Here is a 16,534-nt window from a genome sequence, read left to right as displayed (position 1 = left end):
ACATCCAGTACGAGGGCTTCCGCCCGGCACGCCGATAGCACGCTCCCCCACTCTCGGCTGCGCTCGAGCGGGGGGACCCCCATGACGCCGCTCCTCTCGGGCAAACATTGCCTGCCACGGCACTAGCCCGAAGGCCGGTCACGTCACGGCGACCGGCCATCTTCCGCCGGCCTCTTGCTCGGGATGCCTGACGGGCAGTGCACGCTGCGGTTGCCGTTCGCAGGGTGCGAGAGGCCGGAAGGAACCCGGCGTTGTCATGTTCGCCGGACTCCTCCCATTCGCCGCAGCGGCGGCGTACCACGACGGTGCGGCGCTGTCGGACGCGTCACCGCCACCGGTCCGTCGGCCTACACGGCCATGGGGCGGTCGTACGGGCCGATCGGGGCCGGCAATTGTGAACTGCCCGTCAGGTGGCGGTCGACGGCCGTCGCCACCGCCCGTCCCTCCGCGATCGCCCACACGATCAGCGACTGTCCCCGCGCGGCGTCCCCCGCGGCGAACACGCCAGGTACGTTCGTCGCGAAGCCGGCGTCCCGCGCGATCGTCCCGCGGGGCTCCAGCTCCAGCCCCCACTGCCGGATCAGCCCGTCCTCCTTGTCCGGGCCCGAGAACCCGAGCGCGAGCAGCACGAGGTCGGCGGGCAGGCAGCGTCCGCTGCCCGGCACCGGCTGCCGCTGCGCGTCCACCTCGACCAGATGCAGCGACCGTACCTGCCCGTCCCTGTCCCCGGTGAAGCGGATGGTGGACGCCGCGAACAGCCGCGCGTCCGTGTCCGCGTCCGCCGCCGGCGCCGTCCGCAGGTCCCGCGCCTCCTCGTGCGCGGCTGACAGCCGGTAGATCTTCGGATACGTCGGCCACGGCTCGACGTCCTCGTCGCGCTCGCCGCCGGGCTGGGCGTAGATGTCCAACTGGGTGACGGACGCGGCCCCTTCCCGTATCGCCGTCCCCAGACAGTCGGCCCCCGTGTCCCCGCCGCCGACGATGACGACATGCTTCCCGGCCGCGGACATGGGCGAGATCTCCAGGTCACCCTCGCACACCCGGTTGGCCAGCGGCAGATACTCCATCGCTTGGTGCACGCCGGCCAACTCTCGCCCCGGTACGTCCAGTTCACGCCAGGCAGTCGCCCCGGTGGCGACCACCACGGCGTCGTAGCGCGAACGCAGCTCCGCGGCGCCGATGTCCCGCCCGACCGCTGTCGACGTACGGAACTTCGTTCCCTCCGCCCGTATCTGCTCGATCCGCCGGTCGAGGTGGTGCTTCTCCATCTTGAACCCGGGGATTCCGTACCGCATCAGTCCGCCGAGCCGGTCGTCCTTCTCGTACACCGCGACCGTGTGGCCCGCGCGGGTCAACTGCTGTGCCGCGGCAAGGCCCGTGGGCCCCGAGCCGATCACCGCGACCGTCCGCCCGGACAACCTCTCCGGCGGACGCGGTGGCGCGAACCCGAGCTCCCAGGCCCGGTCGGCGATGGCCACCTCGACGTTCTTGATGGTGACTGCCGGCTGGTTGATCGCGAGCACACACCCCGCCTCGCAGGGCGCTGGACACAACCGGCCGGTGAACTCAGGGAAGTTGTTGGTGGCGTGCAGCCGGTCGGCGGCCGCCCGCCAGTCCTCCCGGGAGATCAGGTCGTTCCACTCAGGGATCAGATTGCCGAGCGGACAGGCGTCGTGACAGAAGGGGATGCCGCAGTCCATGCAGCGATCGGCCTGTTTGCTGACGATGGGCAGCAGCGCCCCGGGGACGTACACCTCGTCCCAGTCCCGGACCCGCTCCTCGACCGGCCGACGCGGCCAGTCCTGGCGGGCCGTGGTCATGAATCCCTTGGGATCGGCCATGGGCGTCTTCCTTGCCTGCGCGTGTAACTTGCGCGTCCGACGTGGCCGTGCGTCATCGGGCGGCACTTTCCGGAACCTTTTGCGGTGCTTCCTCCGGAACCTCTTGGGGTACTTCCTCCGGCACGTCCTTCGGCCACGATACGTCCCGTCGGTCACTTACGCAGAGGGTCCGACAGCGCTTTCTCGCAGGCTGAGAACAGGTGTCCCGGTCCCGCTCGGATCCGGCCCGCGCTCAGGTCAGGGCCAGCGCGTACGACACCGTCGCCGCAGCCGAGGCGACCGTGCGCACGTGGTTCCACATCGTCCACTCGCGTACGTACGTCGGCCAGTACGCGGACGCCTCCTGGGCGCCGGGCTCCAGCCTGCCCAGCGCGTTGTTGCGCGGCACGTTCGCCGCGATGGTCAGTCCGAACACGCCGAACAGGTACAGCGCGCTGCCCACCAGCAGCTCGACCGCCCCCTCGTCCGGCCACACCACGAACGTCACCACCGCGATCACCACGCACACCACGGCCGACCCGGTGAACACGAACATGAACGCCGCCCGCACCGCGTACTCGTTGATCGAGTTCATCGCGGCGACCCCCTGCGCGGGCGGCAACGCGGCGAGCGCCCGCATCACGAAGGTCGAGAAAGCGCAGAACGCCCCGGCCACCAGTCCGGTCCCCATCACGCCCACCATGGCCAGCACAAAGTAGGGCCCATCGATCACGTCGCAACCCACTCCCACATCGAGCCGAGCTTCAGCCCGGCACCGTCCCCACCAGTGATTCCCCGAACACCGACCCCCACCATGGCCAAGCCCGCGCTTCCACAAGCGAGCGTCCAGCCTGGCGCCGCGACAGCGAGCAGTCACGACGGCACGCCTTTGCGTGCCGAACAATCGCCCCCATCACGTTCCCGATCGCGCCCCCACCTCGCCACGTCAGACCCGCTCCTCCCTCACCAGTCACCCGTCCTCCGCCGTCTCCACCCCTCCCGCCTGACGCATCATGGCCGTGTGCGACTCGAAGCGATCACCTGGGACCGGCTTGGCGACCTCCTCGCCGAACGACTGCTCGACCTGAAACCGGCCGACGGCAGCCCCTGGCCCCGCATCGCCTTCGACGGTGCCCCTGTCGGCCGACCGGGAGACCTCGCCGATCGCGTCTCGGAGGCCCTGCGCATACGTGGCCGGCCCTCGCTCGTCATCGGCACGCACGGCTTCCTACGTCCCGCTTCGCTCCGCCTGGAATACGGCCATCAGGACCTGGAGGCCTACTACGACGGCTGGTTCGACACCGGCGCCCTGTGGCGCGAGGTCTTCGGCCCTCTCGAACCCGGCGGCGACGGCCGCGTCCTGGCCGACCTGTGGGACCCGGTCACCGACCGTGCCACCCGCAGCCCCTACGTCCACCTCCCGCCCGCTGGTTTCCTGTTGCTGCACGGCCCCCTCCTGCTGCGCCACTGGTTCCCCTTCGATCTGACCGTCCACGTCCTCCTCTCACCGGGAGCCCTGCGACGCCGTACCCCCGAGTCCGAGCACTGGACCCTCCCCGCCTTCGAGCGCTACGAGAACGAGACCGACCCGGCCGGCACGGCCGACATCCTGATACGTGCCGACGACCCCCGTCGCCCGGCCTGGAATGGCTGATCGGAGCCTCTGTCCCACTGATCCGCCACCGCTTTTACGTGTGCGCGCATTGGCCTCTCGGCCTACGCGGTCTCCAGGTGCGTCGGTCCGGCGGCGCCGTGAGAATGAGGACACCGGGACTTGCGGGGCACCCGCTCTGCGCCGGCCACCCGGCACCGGGAGGCACCCCATGACCACCGCCGCAGACATCATGCACCGTGGTGCCCAGTGGATCCCTGCCCACGAGACCCTGAACCGTGCGGCCCAGCTGATGCGCGACCTGAACGTCGGGGCCCTGCCCATCAGCGACCAGAACGAGCGGCTCTGCGGAATCCTCACCGACCGCGACATCGTCGTCGGCTGTGTCGCCATGGGCCACGACCCGGCCAAGGTCACCGCCGGCGAGATGGCCCACGGCACCCCGCGCTGGGTCGACGCCGGTGCCGACGTCAGTGAAGTGCTGCACGAGATGCAGGAGCACCAGATCCGCCGGCTGCCCGTCATCGAGAACAAGCGCCTCGTCGGCATGATCAGCGAGGCCGACCTGGCCCAGCACCTGAGCGACGACCAGATCGCGACCTGGGCCGAGAGCGTCTACGCCCGACCCTCCGGCCGCCACTGAGCCGCTGGCCTAAGCTCACTGACTCTCTGCTGCCACTGAGCCGCTGGCCTCCGCCACTGACCCTCGGACGCCGCTGACCTCGAGCGCGCCGCCGATTCGGGACGCGGCGCAGTGACGGCGCGCTGCCGGTCAGAGCCAGCCGTTGCGCCGGAAGCCGCGGTACAGCACCAGGCAGGCCACCGATATCACGCCGATGATCAGGCCGTAGCCGAATCGCCAGTGCAGCTCCGGCATGTAGTCGAAGTTCATGCCGTAGACCCCGCACACCATGGTAGGTACGGCGATCACCGCGGCCCATGCCGTGATCTTCCGCATGTCCTCGTTCTGCGCGACCGTCACCTGCGCGAGGTGCGCTTGGAGTATGGAGTTCAGCAGTTCGTCGAAGGCGGCGATCTGCTCCTTGGCACGCAGCAGATGGTCGGAGACATCGCGGAAGTAGGCCTGTATTTCGGGGGCGACCACCCGGATCGGCCGGGTGGCGAGCTCATCGAGGGGACGCCCGAGTGGAACGACGGCCCGCTTCAGCTCCAGGAGTTCGCGCTTGAGTTGGTAGATCCGTCCAGCGTCGACCCGGGCGCCGTTGTCCGTGAAGACCGCCGTCTCGACCTGGTCGATGTCCATCTGTACCGCGTCGGTGACGTTCAGATAGTCGTCGACCACATGGTCCGCGATCGCGTGCAGCACCGCGGCCGGGCCCTTGGCGAGTTGCTGGGGAGCGGACTCCAGCTCCTCACGCAAAGGCCCCAGCGAGCCGTGCCGTCCGTGGCGGACCGTGATGACGAAGTCCGGGCCGACGAACACCATGATCTCGCCGGTGTCCACCACCTCGCTGGTCGCCGTGAGCTCCTCGTGCTCGACGTAGCAGACCGTCTTGAACACCGCGAACAGGGTGTCGCCGTAGCGCTCCAGTTTCGGGCGTTGATGGGCCTCGACCGCGTCCTCGGCCGCCAACGGGTGCAGGTCGAAGAGCTCGGCGATGCCCGCGAATTCCTGGTCCGACGGCTCGTGCAGGCCGAGCCAGACGAAACCGTCACGGCCCTTGCGTACCCGCTCCATCGCGTCGACCAGATCACTGCCCCCTGCGACCCGGACACCCTCCTTGTACGTCACGCAGTTGACCACTGAGGAGCCCAGCGGGGACCGGGCCGGATGGCTCAGGTCGACGCGGGGGCGCCGCCGGGCCAGCCGAGCCACCTTGCGGAGGCTCCCCACCCCGCGGAAGCTGGTGACCTTCCGCAGATTCCCTGTCATGGACATCTGGATCTCCTTGCGTGGATCTCCCTCGCGCCGCATTCCCGCGCCCTGGCCGGTCAGTTTGCCAGTTCGGCGCGAGCGGCGTGCAAGCCTGTGGGAACAGGACGTTCCGCTTGGTTCCCGGCTGTGGACAACGCCTTCGCTCCCGGTCATGGACATACGGACACCGTGACCGGCCGGCCGAAGCGTCGGCGGTCCGTCGTGCCATGTGACGGCCGTCTGCCGGGAGAGGTGTCGGTCATCTCCTCCATCTCGCCGGAGTCGTCGCGTCGACCGCTCCCGACAAGCCGGGCAACTGGGATGATCGCGGCATGATGCGATCCGACGAGTATCTCCTCGATAACCAGCAGACCGAGGCGGGGGAACGTTTCGACGCCTTCGCCTCCCTTTTCGACCCCACGACCTTCCGGCATCTCGACGGACTCGGCATCGGACCCGGCTGGCGTTGCTGGGAGGTCGGAGCCGGTGGCACATCCGTGGTGTCCTGGCTGGCCAAGAAGGTCGGCCCGACCGGACGGGTGCTCGCCACCGACATCGACACCTCGCGGGTCGCCCCAGCGGCCCGGCCGCCGGTGGAGGTGCGGGTGCACGACGTCGGTGCCGACGAGCCGCCGGGGGAGGGGTTCGACCTGGTGCACGCCCGGCTCGTGCTCGTTCATGTGCCGGACCGGGAAAGGGCGTTGCGGTCCATGGTCAAGGCCCTGCGTCCCGGGGGACGCCTCCTGGTGGAGGACGCCGACCCGGCCCTCCAGCCGCTGGTGTGCCCCGACGAGCACGGCCCCGAGCAGCAACTCGCGAACCGGCTGCGGCAGGGCTTCCGCCACCTGCTGGCCGACCGGGGCGCCGACCTCTCCTACGGGCGCAGGCTGCCCCGTCTGCTCCGCGACGCCGGGCTGTGCCGGGTGGAGGCCGACGCGTACTTCCCGGTCAGCTCACCCGCCTCCGTCGCCCTTGAGTCCGCCACGGTCCGCCAGATCCGCTGCCGGCTCGTCGCCGCGGGCCACGCCACGGACCAGGACATCGACCGCCACCTCGCGAACATCGACTCCGGCGACATGGACCTCGCGACGGCCCCGATGATCTCGGCATGGGGTCGCAAGGCGTAGGAGGACGGCGGGCTTCAGCGGCGCTGCGGACGTCCCCCCACCTGCTCCACCGCCACCGCGCCCGCCCGGCACCCCTCCGCCGCCGCGGCCTCGGGTGGGGCTCCCGTGAGCAGGGTGGCGAGGAACGCGCCGGTGAAGGCATCGCCCGCGCCGGTGGTGTCCCGTGGCGTCGCCGGTACGGCGGGGACGTGGGCGATCACGGTGCCGGACCGGGCCACCAGCGCGCCCTCGGCTCCCTGCTTGACCACGACCATCGGCACGTGACGGCTCAGCTCAGCCGCCGCGTCCGCCGTGTCGGGCAAACCCGTGAGCAGACTTGCCTCGTCCCGGCTGGGCAGCAGCACGTCCACGCCCTTGATGAGCGCCAGGAAACGGTCCACCCCCAAGGCCACCAGGAACCCGGCCGACGCCGGATCGAGGCTCACCGGCACCCCACGCGCGCGTGCCGCCTCCAATGCCACCGTCACCAGCGCCCGGCTCGGTTCGGAGAACAGCAGGTAGCCCGACAGGTGCAGCCGCACGACCCCGTCGAGCAGCGTGTCCGACCAGTCCTCCGGCGCCAGCCGCAAGGACGCCCCACTGTCCGTGAGGAATGTCCGCTCGGCCGCCGCCCCCGTGTCGACCAGGCAGATCACCGTCCCGGTCGGCGCCTGCGGATCGACGACGAGCCGGGGCCGTACGCCACAGGCGACCAGCTCCCGCTCGTGCCAGGCGGCCGAGTCCGCGCCGACCCGCCCCAGCAGCCGAACCTCCGCCGGGCCGCTGTGAGCGGCCCAGCAGGCCACGTTGGCCCCCGCCCCGCCCGGTACCGTCCGGACCGTCGCGGCTGTGTCCGTACCCGTGGCGAGAGGCCCCCGGTGCCGGGCGACGACATCCGTGATCACGTCCCCGACGACCAGCAGCGCTCCGTCCGCACCGCCTGCGCGGCCGTGAACCGCCGAGTCAGCCGCACTCGGTCCGGGCCGTTCCGTGGTCATGCCCCGGCCCAGGCCACCGCGATCCGCCCCGCCAGTCGTACGTTGCCGCGCACCGCCGCCAGATTGGCGCTCAGTGAGGCCCCCTCGGTGTGCCGGACCAGATAGTCGAGCAGGAACGGGGTGACCGCCTGACCGGAGATCCCCTCGGCCTCGCACGCGTGCAGCGCGTCGGCGAGCACGCGCGCGTGAAGCTCGGGATCCAGCTGCTCGGCCTCGGGCACGGGGTGGGCGACGATCAGCGCCGACTCGGTCCCGTCGAGCGCGTCCTGAGCCCTCATCACGTCCGCCACCTGCGCCGGGGACTCCAGCGTCCACTCCACGGGGTGACCCGAGTCGGACAGGTAGAAGCCGGGGAAGCGGTCCGTGCCGTATCCGGCCACCGCGACGCCCAGGGTCTCCAGCCGCTGCAGCGTCGCCGGCACGTCCAGGATGGACTTCACGCCCGCGCACACCACGGTGATTCGCGTGCGCGCCAGCAGCCCGAGGTCGGCCGACTCGTCCTGCGTCACCGTCCACTCCCGGTGCACCCCGCCGAGCCCACCCGTCGCGAACACGCGCACACCCGCCAGGGCCGCCAGCAGCGCGGTCGCCGACACCGTGGTCGCCCCGCTCGCTCCGGAGGCCACCGCGAGCGGCAGATCCCGATGGCCCAGCTTGCGGATGCCGTCCTCGTTCGCGACCCGCTCCAGCTGCTCTTTGCCCAGGCCGACATGGGGCTTCCCGTCCAGCACGGCGATCGTCGCGGGAACGGCACCCTCCCGCCGCACGACGTCCTCCAGTTCCAGTGCCACCTGGAGATTACGCGGGCGCGGCAGCCCGTGCGCGATGATCGTGGACTCCAGGGCCACCACAGGTTGACGCGCGTCGATCGCGTCCCGCACTTCTTCGGACAGCACCAGCACCACGAGCCTGCCTCCTGTCGGTCGGTCTTCCCTCATCTCTGTCGGGCGGCACGTCCGGTCAAACCCTTGCGGGCTATGGAGGAGGCCACCAGCCTGGGCGCATGACGGACAACACGACACGTCTCGACCATGTCGTCCTCTGGGTGCAGGACCCACTGGTGTCGGCCGACTTCTACGAGAAGACGGTCGGCATGGAACCCATGAGGCTCACCGACTACGCCGCGGGGGCGGCCCCGTTCCCCTCCGTACGACTCAACGACGAGACCATCCTCGACCTCATGCCGCTCTCCACGGCGGAGCGCATGAAGATGGTCCCCGGCGCCGCCGAGAGCGCCGGCCACCCGGTCAACCACGTCTGCCTGGCCATGCCCGGCGACGACTTCCAGGCCCTGCGCGCCCGCCTGGAGGAACGGTCGGTCCCCGTCTCGGACCTTTCCTACGACTCCTTCGGCGCCCGCGGAATGGCCCGGCGCAGCTTCTACTTCCGTGACCCGGACGGCAACGTCTTCGAGGCCCGGCACTACGACTAGCACTGGCGCGCGAGGGGGCGACGCGCGCGTGCGTGGCCCCCTCCATGGACTCAAACCGGCTGTACGCGGTTCAACGCACCGTGCGGAGCGAGCACGTAGGTGCGGCTCGCGCGTCGAACTCCGTCGACGGAGTGGCGGGCCGCGGGAGACGGCATCCGAGGGCTCAGAACAGCGGCTCGGGCAGTATCCCCTCCAGCGCGAGGAGCTTCCGCTTGGTCTCCAGACCGCCCCCGAAGCCGCCGATGCCGCCGTCGCTCTCGACGACCCGATGGCAGGGCACGACGACCGGCAGCGGATTGGAGCCCATCGCCACCCCCACCGCCTGGGCGGCGCCCGGCTGGCCGACCCGGCCGGCCAGACTGCCGTACCCGACGACCGAGCCGTACGGCACGCCGGCGGCGAGTTCGCGCAGCACCTGCTGGTTGAAGCCCGAACTCAGCGACCAGTCCAGGGGCAGTTCGAAATCGTGCCGCTCACCCGCGAAGTACGCCTCCACCTGGTGTATCGCCTCGGCCAGCAGCGGGGAGCCGGGTGCCTCGACCGGCTCACAGCCCAGCCGGGACCCGAGCCGGTCGAGCGCCTTGTCGCGCACCGCGTCCGTGGCGTGGAAGACGACGTTGACCAGGCCTTCACGGGTCGCGGCCAGCAGCAGCGGACCGATGCCGGTGGCGACGACGGTCCACACGACCCGCTGCTCGTACTGCCCATCGCTGTTCATGCGACCCACGGTACGGCGCACCACTGACAACGCCCGGAGAGCGGCGAAACGCGGCCCCCACCCCCTGACGGGACTCAGACGGCCGGCAGTCTCCAGGAGCAGCTTCTGGTGGTGCAGCTCGACCCGGTGCACGTATGCCGGAGCGTCGGCCGCGCGCGCCCGCGTACGCGGGGCCGAACCAGCTCCCCGTGTCGAGCCGCGCGATCTCGGCCGCCGTGAAGTAGCAGAGGGTCAACGGCAGAGGGGCGCAGAATGACCACAACTTGAATGGAGTTGCGCCAAGTCCGCTCACGGGTGCCACACAACTGGGGCAAGGGCGTGTTTCTTTGCCGGAAAATCGTTCGACCATTCCGGTGGGGGTCATACTCTCTGCCTCAGCCCTGACCGCTCGGACGGTCCTGGGAAGGGGTGCACGTCGGGAAATTCCGGGACGTCAGAAGGCGGAAGGGCAGCCGCGCATGCAAGGCACGGTCGACGGATTCAGCTACGGACTCGTCACACCGGTGGTGGCCTACCTCATGGCCTGCCTGGGCGGCGCGCTGGGGCTGCGCTGCACCACCCGGTCCATGCTCGTCAGCAACTCCTGGCGGCCAGGCTGGCTCGCCCTGGGCTCGGCCGCGATCGGCTCCGGCATATGGACCATGCACTTCATCGCGATGATGGGCTTCAAAGTCCGACAGGCGCCGATCCACTACGACAAGCCCATGACATTCGCCAGCCTGGGCGTCGCCATCGTCATGGTCGGCGTCGGGATCTTCATCGTCGGCTACAAGGGGGCACGTGGAACGGCCCTGATGACGGGGGGCGCCATCACCGGTCTGGGGATCGCCTCCATGCACTACCTGGGCATGGCCGGCATGCGCTTCAACGGCAAGCTGGAGTACAACACGGTCACTGTGGCCGCCTCGGTCGTCATAGCGGTCGCCGCCGCCACCGTCGCGCTCTGGGCCGCCGGGCAGGTCAGGGGGTTCCTGTGGAGCGTGGGTGCGAGCATGATCATGGGGCTCGCCGTCACTGGTATGCACTACATGGGGATGGCCGCCCTCAGAGTCCATCTCCACGGCACGGCCCCCGCCTCGGGTGACTCCCCCGCCTCCCTGCTGGCGCCCATGATGATCGGCCCGCTCGCCTTCCTGCTGCTCGCGGGTGTCGTCGTGCTGTTCGACCCGCTGATGGTCATGGGGAAGCCCGTCTGGACCCCCGCCGACCACAAGCCGGGCGTCCCCGCGCGGGAACTCATTTCCCAGCCCACCTCTCGCCACCCCGTGCTCCGCGCGCGCCGCCACGCGGAGCACGGCTCCCGCACCCCGCAAAACCGCTGACGAGCCCCCCGCAACTCCCCAGGGGGTCCCGTGGCCCCGGAGCCCGCCCGCCTCGGAAGGCCGTCCCGCCCGCAAGCCCGCCAGCCACACCTGCGCACCCCACGCCCGGCCCGCCGGAGGATCCTGGCCCGCAGCCGCCCCGACCCCTCTGGCCGCCGCCCGGCATCGCCCCGAGACCGCACACCCCGCCTCGTCCAGTCCCGTCCCGGCCGGTCGTGCCGTGAAGACTCCGGCCTACCCCCTCCGTAAAACCGCTGATCGGTCCGCGTTGTCAGTGGGGGGTCGTACGGTGGATGACATGCGGCCCGTTTCCCACATCGAACGCACGGTGGCGCCTTTCGAGGTCGTCAGTTCCTACCAGCCCAGCGGCGACCAGCCGGCGGCCATCGCCGAGCTGGCCCGACGCGTCGAGGCCGGCGAGAAAGACGTCGTACTGCTCGGCGCGACCGGCACCGGCAAGTCCGCCACCACCGCCTGGATGATCGAGAAGCTCCAGCGTCCCACCTTGGTGATGGCGCCGAACAAGACGCTGGCCGCCCAGCTGGCGAACGAGTTCCGCGAGCTGCTGCCGAACAACGCGGTCGAGTACTTCGTCTCGTACTACGACTACTACCAGCCCGAGGCGTACGTCCCGCAGTCGGACACATACATCGAGAAGGACTCCTCGATCAACGAGGAGGTCGAGCGGCTGCGCCACTCCGCCACCAACTCGCTGCTCACCCGCCGTGACGTCGTCGTGGTCGCCTCGGTCTCCTGCATCTACGGCCTCGGTACACCTCAGGAGTACGTGGACCGGATGGTCCCCCTCCGGGTCGGCGCCGAGATCGACCGGGACGACCTGCTGCGCCGCTTCGTGGACATCCAGTACACGCGCAACGACGTGGCCTTCAGCCGGGGCACGTTCCGCGTCCGTGGTGACACCATCGAGATCTTCCCGGTCTACGAGGAGCTCGCCGTCCGCATCGAGATGTTCGGTGACGAGATCGAGGCGCTGTCCACCCTGCACCCACTCACCGGCGAGATCATCAGCGACGACGAGCAGCTGTACGTCTTCCCTGCCTCCCACTACGTCGCCGGACCCGAGCGCTTGGAGCGGGCCGCCAACGACATCGAGAAGGAACTGGGGGAGCGTCTGGCCGAGCTGGAGAAGCAGGGCAAGCTCCTGGAGGCCCAGCGCCTGAGGATGCGCACGACGTACGACCTCGAGATGCTCCGTCAGATCGGCTCGTGCTCCGGTGTCGAGAACTACTCGATGCACTTCGACGGCCGCCTGCCCGGCTCCCCGCCGAACACCCTGCTGGACTACTTCCCGGACGACTTCCTGCTCGTCATCGACGAGTCCCATGTCACCGTTCCGCAGATCGGCGCCATGTACGAAGGCGACGCCTCCCGCAAGCGCACCCTCGTAGACCACGGCTTCCGACTGCCCTCCGCCCTGGACAACCGCCCCTTGAAGTGGGAGGAGTTCCAGGAGCGCATCGAGCAGACCGTCTACCTGTCCGCCACCCCGGGCAAGTACGAGTTCTCCCGCGGTGACGGCGTCGTCGAGCAGATCATCCGTCCGACCGGCCTCATCGACCCGGAGGTCGTCGTCAAGCCCACCGAGGGCCAGATCGACGACCTGGTGCACGAGATCCGCAAACGCACCGAGAAGGACGAGCGAGTCCTGGTCACCACGCTCACCAAGAAGATGGCCGAGGACCTCACCGACTACTTCCTGGAACTCGGCATCCAGGTGCGCTATCTCCACAGCGACGTCGACACCCTGCGCCGTGTGGAGCTGCTGCGAGAGCTGCGCGCCGGTGAATTCGACGTCCTCGTCGGCATCAACCTCCTCCGCGAGGGCCTCGACCTGCCCGAGGTCTCCCTGGTGGCGATCCTCGACGCCGACAAGGAGGGCTTCCTGCGCTCCGGCACCTCCCTCATCCAGACCATCGGCCGCGCGGCGCGCAACGTCTCCGGCCAGGTCCACATGTACGCCGACAAGATCACCCCGGCGATGGAGAAGGCCATCGAGGAGACCAACCGCCGCCGGGAGAAGCAGGTCGCGTACAACACGGAGCGGGGCATCGACCCCCAGCCGCTCCGAAAGAAGATCAACGACATCGTGGCGCAGATCGCCCGCGAGGACGTCGACACGGAGCAGCTGCTCGGTTCCGGCTACCGCAAGCTGAAGGACGGCAAGGGTGCCAAGGCCCCGGTGCCCGCCCTGGGCAACGAGGCGGCCAAGGGCGCGAAGGCCGCCAAGGGCAAGGCCAAGGAGAAGGTTCCGACCGACCGTCCCGCGGCCGAACTCGCCGAGCAGATCGAGGAGATGGCCGAGCGCATGCGCGCCGCGGCCGCCGACCTCCAGTTCGAGATCGCGGCCCGACTGCGTGACGAGGTCCACGAGATGAAGAAGGAACTGCGTCAGATGAGGGAGGCCGGGCTGGCCTGACCGTCCAGCGTGGGCGCCCGCCGACCGCACATCGGCCGGCGTCCTGCCAGGCCCGGCGCCCGCCTTCCCGCCCGCACCCCCGCCGTCCCCGCCCGGAGTTCCGCGCGCCGAGTGCCCGCCCCCGCTTCCCTGGCCCGCGTCCCAGCCCCCACTGCCACCGCGCCGCTCACAACCCCACGTCCGGCGGTTTCCCGCCCGCCGCGGGCACGACGGGCACATGCTGTGTTGCAAGACCGACACAAAGTGCGGCCAAGGGTGCGTCACTGTCAGTGGCTCTGCGTAAGGTTCTGGACATCCGCGGATCCCGCGGCAACAGGGGAAACACGAGAGGGGACCAGCGCGTGGTGGACGTATCCAAGGGCGGCGCGCCCGGCGGCGGCGTGAATCTGACCAAGGGTCAGGCCATCAGCTTGCAGAAGAGCGACGGGGGCAGCCTCACCGCGGTGCGTATGGGGCTCGGCTGGCAGGCGGCTCCCCGGCGCGGTCTCTTCGGTTCGCGCACTCGGGAGATCGACCTGGACGCCTCCGCGGTGCTCTTCGCTGACAAGCAGCCGCTCGACGTCGTGTTCTTCCGTCACCTGGTGAGCGATGACGGCTCGGTGCGCCACACCGGCGACAACCTCGTCGGCGGTGTCGGCCAGGGGGGCGACGACGAAGCGATCCTCGTCGACCTGTCGCGGGTGCCGGTCCACATCGACCAGATCGTCTTCACCGTGAACTCGTTCACGGGCCAGACCTTCCAGGAAGTGCAGAACGCGTTCTGCCGCCTCGTCGACGAGACCAACGGCCAGGAACTCGCCCGCTACACGCTCGCGGGCGGTGGCGCGTACACGGCCCAGATCATGGCCAAGGTGCACCGCACGGGCCCGGGCTGGACGATGACGGCCCTCGGCACCCCGGCCAACGGCCGCACCTTCCAGGACCTGATGCCGGCGATCCTGCCGCACCTGTAGGGCCGCGAGCGGCTCCCGACACGACACAGCGAAACACAGGGGGACCAAGGCGATGACGGCCGAGCTGGTGCGGGGGCAGAACCACCCGCTCTCCCAGGTCCGTCTGGAGATCCGGGTCTCGGCCGGTACGCCGGTCGTGGCGGGAGCCACGATCGGCGACGAGCGCGGCAAGATCCCCGGCGTCGAGTGGGTAGCCCACCCGGGAGCCCCCACCCTGCCGGGGCTGGAGGTCTCCCGGCAGGCGGCGTCCGACCATCGCCTCGCCGTCGATCTCGGCGCATTGCCCGAGGCCGTGCACCGGGTCAGCGTGCTGCTCGCACTGCCCGCACCGGGTACCGGGGGCCCTGTCCGTTTCGGCGCCGTCACCGCCCCGTTCATCGTGGTCACCGGCCTGGACGGCAGCGAGATCGCCAGTTACACGATCACGGGTCTGGACGTCGAGTCGGCCCTCGTCGCCCTGGAGCTCTACCGCCGACAGGGTGCCTGGAAGGTACGAGCCGTAGGCCAGGGATACGCGGGCGGCCTCGCCGAACTCCTCACCGACCAGGGACTGGCCCAGGCCCACCAACTCGCGAGCGGCATCAACGAAGCGGTCGCCCGCGGCCTTGCCCGCTCGGTTCAGGCCCTGCCCCGCCCGGCGGACGCCGACCGCTCCCAACGGGCGGCCGCATCGACGCCCGGTGCCGACCAGGGCGGTTCGCCACCCCAGGGCACTCCCGGCCCCGTACCACCACAGCCGATGCCGCCCTACGGGAGCTCGGCCCCGGGCGCACCGCAACAACCCGCCTCTCCCTACGACCCACAGGGCACACCGGCGGCCGGTGCACCGCCGCAGTCCACCTCTCGGTACGAGGGGCACGCACCGACCGACCCCTCCGCCGTGACCCAGCCCTCCGGCCCCACCACCGACGGCCCGATCGACTACAGCCACCCGCGTCGGCAGAACGCGGCCCCGCCACCGCCGACCGCGCCTCCGGCTCAGCCCGGGCAGCCCGCGACGCCGGTGGCCGGCGACGCGACCGGCTGGTCGATGGAAGAGCGGCTCTACAACCAGGTGTGGGGCATGTTCGAGGACCTGGCCCGGACCACGGCCGCGTACCGCAGCGCGGTCGACTTCGCCGACGCGCGCATGGAGAAGGAACTCGACCAGGCCCTGTCCGACCCGCGCAGCCGGATCGGCGGACAGGGCGACGCCGCGCGCGAGGCCGCCGTCGCCAGGCAGGCCCGACTCGTCGACCAGGCCAGGGCGGCTCTGGACCGGGACCTCGCCCAGCTCGCCGCCGAGGCCGAGGTCGTCGAGCCCGCGCTGCCGCCGGCGTATGCGCGCTGGGACAACCCCGTGTGGCATGCCTATCGCGTGCCGATGGAGATCCCCATGGCCCTGCGGGTGGGTGACCTCCACCTCCCCGAGGCCGCCGACCTACGGATACCGATGCTGGTCCGCCTCCCCCTGGAACGGGGTCTGTGGATCGACGGCGGAGCCGGATCGCTCGACGGCTCGTTCACCGACACCCACGACCTGCGCCGCCTTGCGATGGAGACGGCGGTGGCACACGCGGCCCGGCTGCTCGCGGTCTACCCCGCGGGCGAGTTCACCGTGCATGTCATCGACCCCGCGGGTGCCGGAGCGCAGGTGCTCGTTCCGCTGGTGCAGGCCGGTGTCCTCGCGGCGCCGCCCGCGATCGGAGCAGCGGGCGTGGCGGACACCCTGGCCCGCCTGACCCAGCGTGTCGACCTGCTGCAGATGGCGATAGGCGGTGGCGTTGCCGATTCACTCCCTCCTGGCCTCGACACCGCCGAGCAGCTGCTGATCGTCAACGACTTCCCGCACGGCTTCGACGACCGTGCCGTGAACCAGCTGCGCTACCTCGCGGACGAGGGCCCGGCAGTCGGCGTCCATCTGATGATGGTCGCGGACCGTGAGGAGGCCTCCGGTTACGGTCCGCTGCTCGACCCGCTGTGGCGCTCTCTGCTACGCCTCACACCGGTGCCCGACAATCATCTCGCCGATCCCTGGGTGGGACACGCCTGGACATACGAACCGGCCCTCGTGCCGCCCGGCAGTCAGGTGCTCCAGCAGGTGCTGGCCGAGGTGGCGAGGTCCCGTACCAAGGGTACGTAAAGCGACCTGACATGGGATTTTGACCTTCCTTTTGCCAATCGCTTTACCTTTCCTTGGTGATTGGGTACCGTTTTCCTCACGGAGGGGAGTACTCCCTGTCGACTGCGGCGTACCCGTCAATACGGATCAGGCCAGATC

14 protein-coding genes and 1 pseudogene are annotated in these 16,534 nt (G+C 70.2%); 8 read left to right on the top strand and 7 right to left on the bottom strand.

Going from position 1 to position 16,534, the window contains the following annotated elements; genetic code table 11:
- Positions 1-347: 347 nt before the first annotated feature.
- Together M2271_RS16305 and M2271_RS16300 are read right to left on the bottom strand one after the other, a co-directional pair.
- On the bottom strand, positions 348-1,841 hold the full coding sequence (locus tag M2271_RS16305; protein ID WP_280887924.1) for a glutamate synthase subunit beta: 1,494 nt from the start codon (positions 1,839-1,841) through the stop codon (positions 348-350).
- 232 nt (positions 1,842-2,073) lie between these two features.
- Entirely contained in the window at positions 2,074-2,553 is a 480-nt protein-coding gene (locus M2271_RS16300; protein WP_280887923.1) for an anthrone oxygenase family protein, read from the bottom strand.
- A 288-nt stretch (positions 2,554-2,841) separates the two neighbouring features.
- On the opposite strand from M2271_RS16300, the gene M2271_RS16295 reads away from it, so the two are divergent.
- Both M2271_RS16295 and M2271_RS16290 read left to right on the top strand, forming a co-directional pair.
- Complete coding sequence (locus M2271_RS16295) at positions 2,842-3,474, top strand: uridine kinase (protein ID WP_280887922.1); 633 nt, start codon at positions 2,842-2,844, stop codon at positions 3,472-3,474.
- A 169-nt stretch (positions 3,475-3,643) separates the two neighbouring features.
- A complete protein-coding gene (locus M2271_RS16290) occupies positions 3,644-4,075 on the top strand; it encodes a CBS domain-containing protein (RefSeq protein WP_280887921.1) in 432 nt (143 codons plus the stop codon).
- Positions 4,076-4,204: 129 nt separating this feature from the next.
- Here M2271_RS16290 and M2271_RS16285 read toward each other — a convergent pair whose 3' ends face one another.
- A complete protein-coding gene (locus tag M2271_RS16285; protein WP_280887920.1) occupies positions 4,205-5,332 on the bottom strand; it encodes a magnesium and cobalt transport protein CorA in 1,128 nt (375 codons plus the stop codon).
- A 308-nt stretch (positions 5,333-5,640) separates the two neighbouring features.
- Here M2271_RS16285 and M2271_RS16280 point away from each other — a divergent pair, with 308 nt between their 5' ends.
- Entirely contained in the window at positions 5,641-6,435 is a 795-nt protein-coding gene (locus tag M2271_RS16280) for a methyltransferase (protein WP_280887919.1), read from the top strand.
- A gap of 14 nt (positions 6,436-6,449) precedes the next feature.
- Here the strand turns inward: M2271_RS16280 and M2271_RS16275 are convergent, their stop codons facing one another.
- Both M2271_RS16275 and M2271_RS16270 read right to left on the bottom strand, forming a co-directional pair.
- Positions 6,450-7,412 (bottom strand): sugar kinase, encoded by a 963-nt coding sequence (locus M2271_RS16275; protein ID WP_280887918.1) that lies wholly within the window; start codon positions 7,410-7,412, stop codon positions 6,450-6,452.
- A complete protein-coding gene (locus M2271_RS16270; RefSeq protein WP_280887917.1) occupies positions 7,409-8,317 on the bottom strand; it encodes a pseudouridine-5'-phosphate glycosidase in 909 nt (302 codons plus the stop codon). Before M2271_RS16270 ends, M2271_RS16275 begins: the two co-directional genes overlap by 4 nt.
- A 98-nt stretch (positions 8,318-8,415) precedes the next feature.
- On the opposite strand from M2271_RS16270, the gene M2271_RS16265 reads away from it, so the two are divergent.
- Positions 8,416-8,844: a VOC family protein gene (locus tag M2271_RS16265; protein WP_280887916.1), complete on the top strand. Its 429-nt coding sequence runs from the start codon at positions 8,416-8,418 to the stop codon at positions 8,842-8,844.
- A 163-nt stretch (positions 8,845-9,007) separates the two neighbouring features.
- On the opposite strand, the gene M2271_RS16260 is transcribed toward M2271_RS16265, so the two are convergent.
- Positions 9,008-9,562: a methylated-DNA--[protein]-cysteine S-methyltransferase gene (locus M2271_RS16260; RefSeq protein WP_280887936.1), complete on the bottom strand. Its 555-nt coding sequence runs from the start codon at positions 9,560-9,562 to the stop codon at positions 9,008-9,010.
- A 90-nt stretch (positions 9,563-9,652) separates the two neighbouring features.
- A pseudogene (locus tag M2271_RS16255) lies at positions 9,653-9,782 on the bottom strand (glycerophosphodiester phosphodiesterase); the annotation flags it as partial.
- Between the two features lie 238 nt (positions 9,783-10,020).
- Here M2271_RS16255 and M2271_RS16250 point away from each other — a divergent pair.
- The 4 genes from M2271_RS16250 (at position 10,021) to M2271_RS16235 (ending at position 16,396) form a co-directional block, all read left to right on the top strand.
- Positions 10,021-10,884 carry an MHYT domain-containing protein gene (locus M2271_RS16250; RefSeq protein WP_280887915.1) on the top strand — a complete coding sequence of 288 codons (864 nt, stop codon included), beginning with the start codon at positions 10,021-10,023 and terminating at the stop codon, positions 10,882-10,884.
- 298 nt (positions 10,885-11,182) lie between these two features.
- Positions 11,183-13,321: an excinuclease ABC subunit UvrB gene (gene uvrB, locus M2271_RS16245; protein WP_280887914.1), complete on the top strand. Its 2,139-nt coding sequence runs from the start codon at positions 11,183-11,185 to the stop codon at positions 13,319-13,321.
- 386 nt (positions 13,322-13,707) lie between these two features.
- Complete coding sequence (locus M2271_RS16240) at positions 13,708-14,274, top strand: TerD family protein (protein WP_280887935.1); 567 nt, start codon at positions 13,708-13,710, stop codon at positions 14,272-14,274.
- A 52-nt stretch (positions 14,275-14,326) separates the two neighbouring features.
- Positions 14,327-16,396 (top strand): TerD family protein, encoded by a 2,070-nt coding sequence (locus tag M2271_RS16235; protein ID WP_280887913.1) that lies wholly within the window; start codon positions 14,327-14,329, stop codon positions 16,394-16,396.
- Positions 16,397-16,534 lie beyond the last annotated feature (138 nt).

Source organism: Streptomyces sp. LBL (genome assembly GCF_029893585.1).
Lineage (GTDB): Bacteria > Actinomycetota > Actinomycetes > Streptomycetales > Streptomycetaceae > Streptomyces.
Note: the sequence above shows the minus strand (reverse complement) of the source record. Positions and strands in the feature narration are given on the sequence as shown.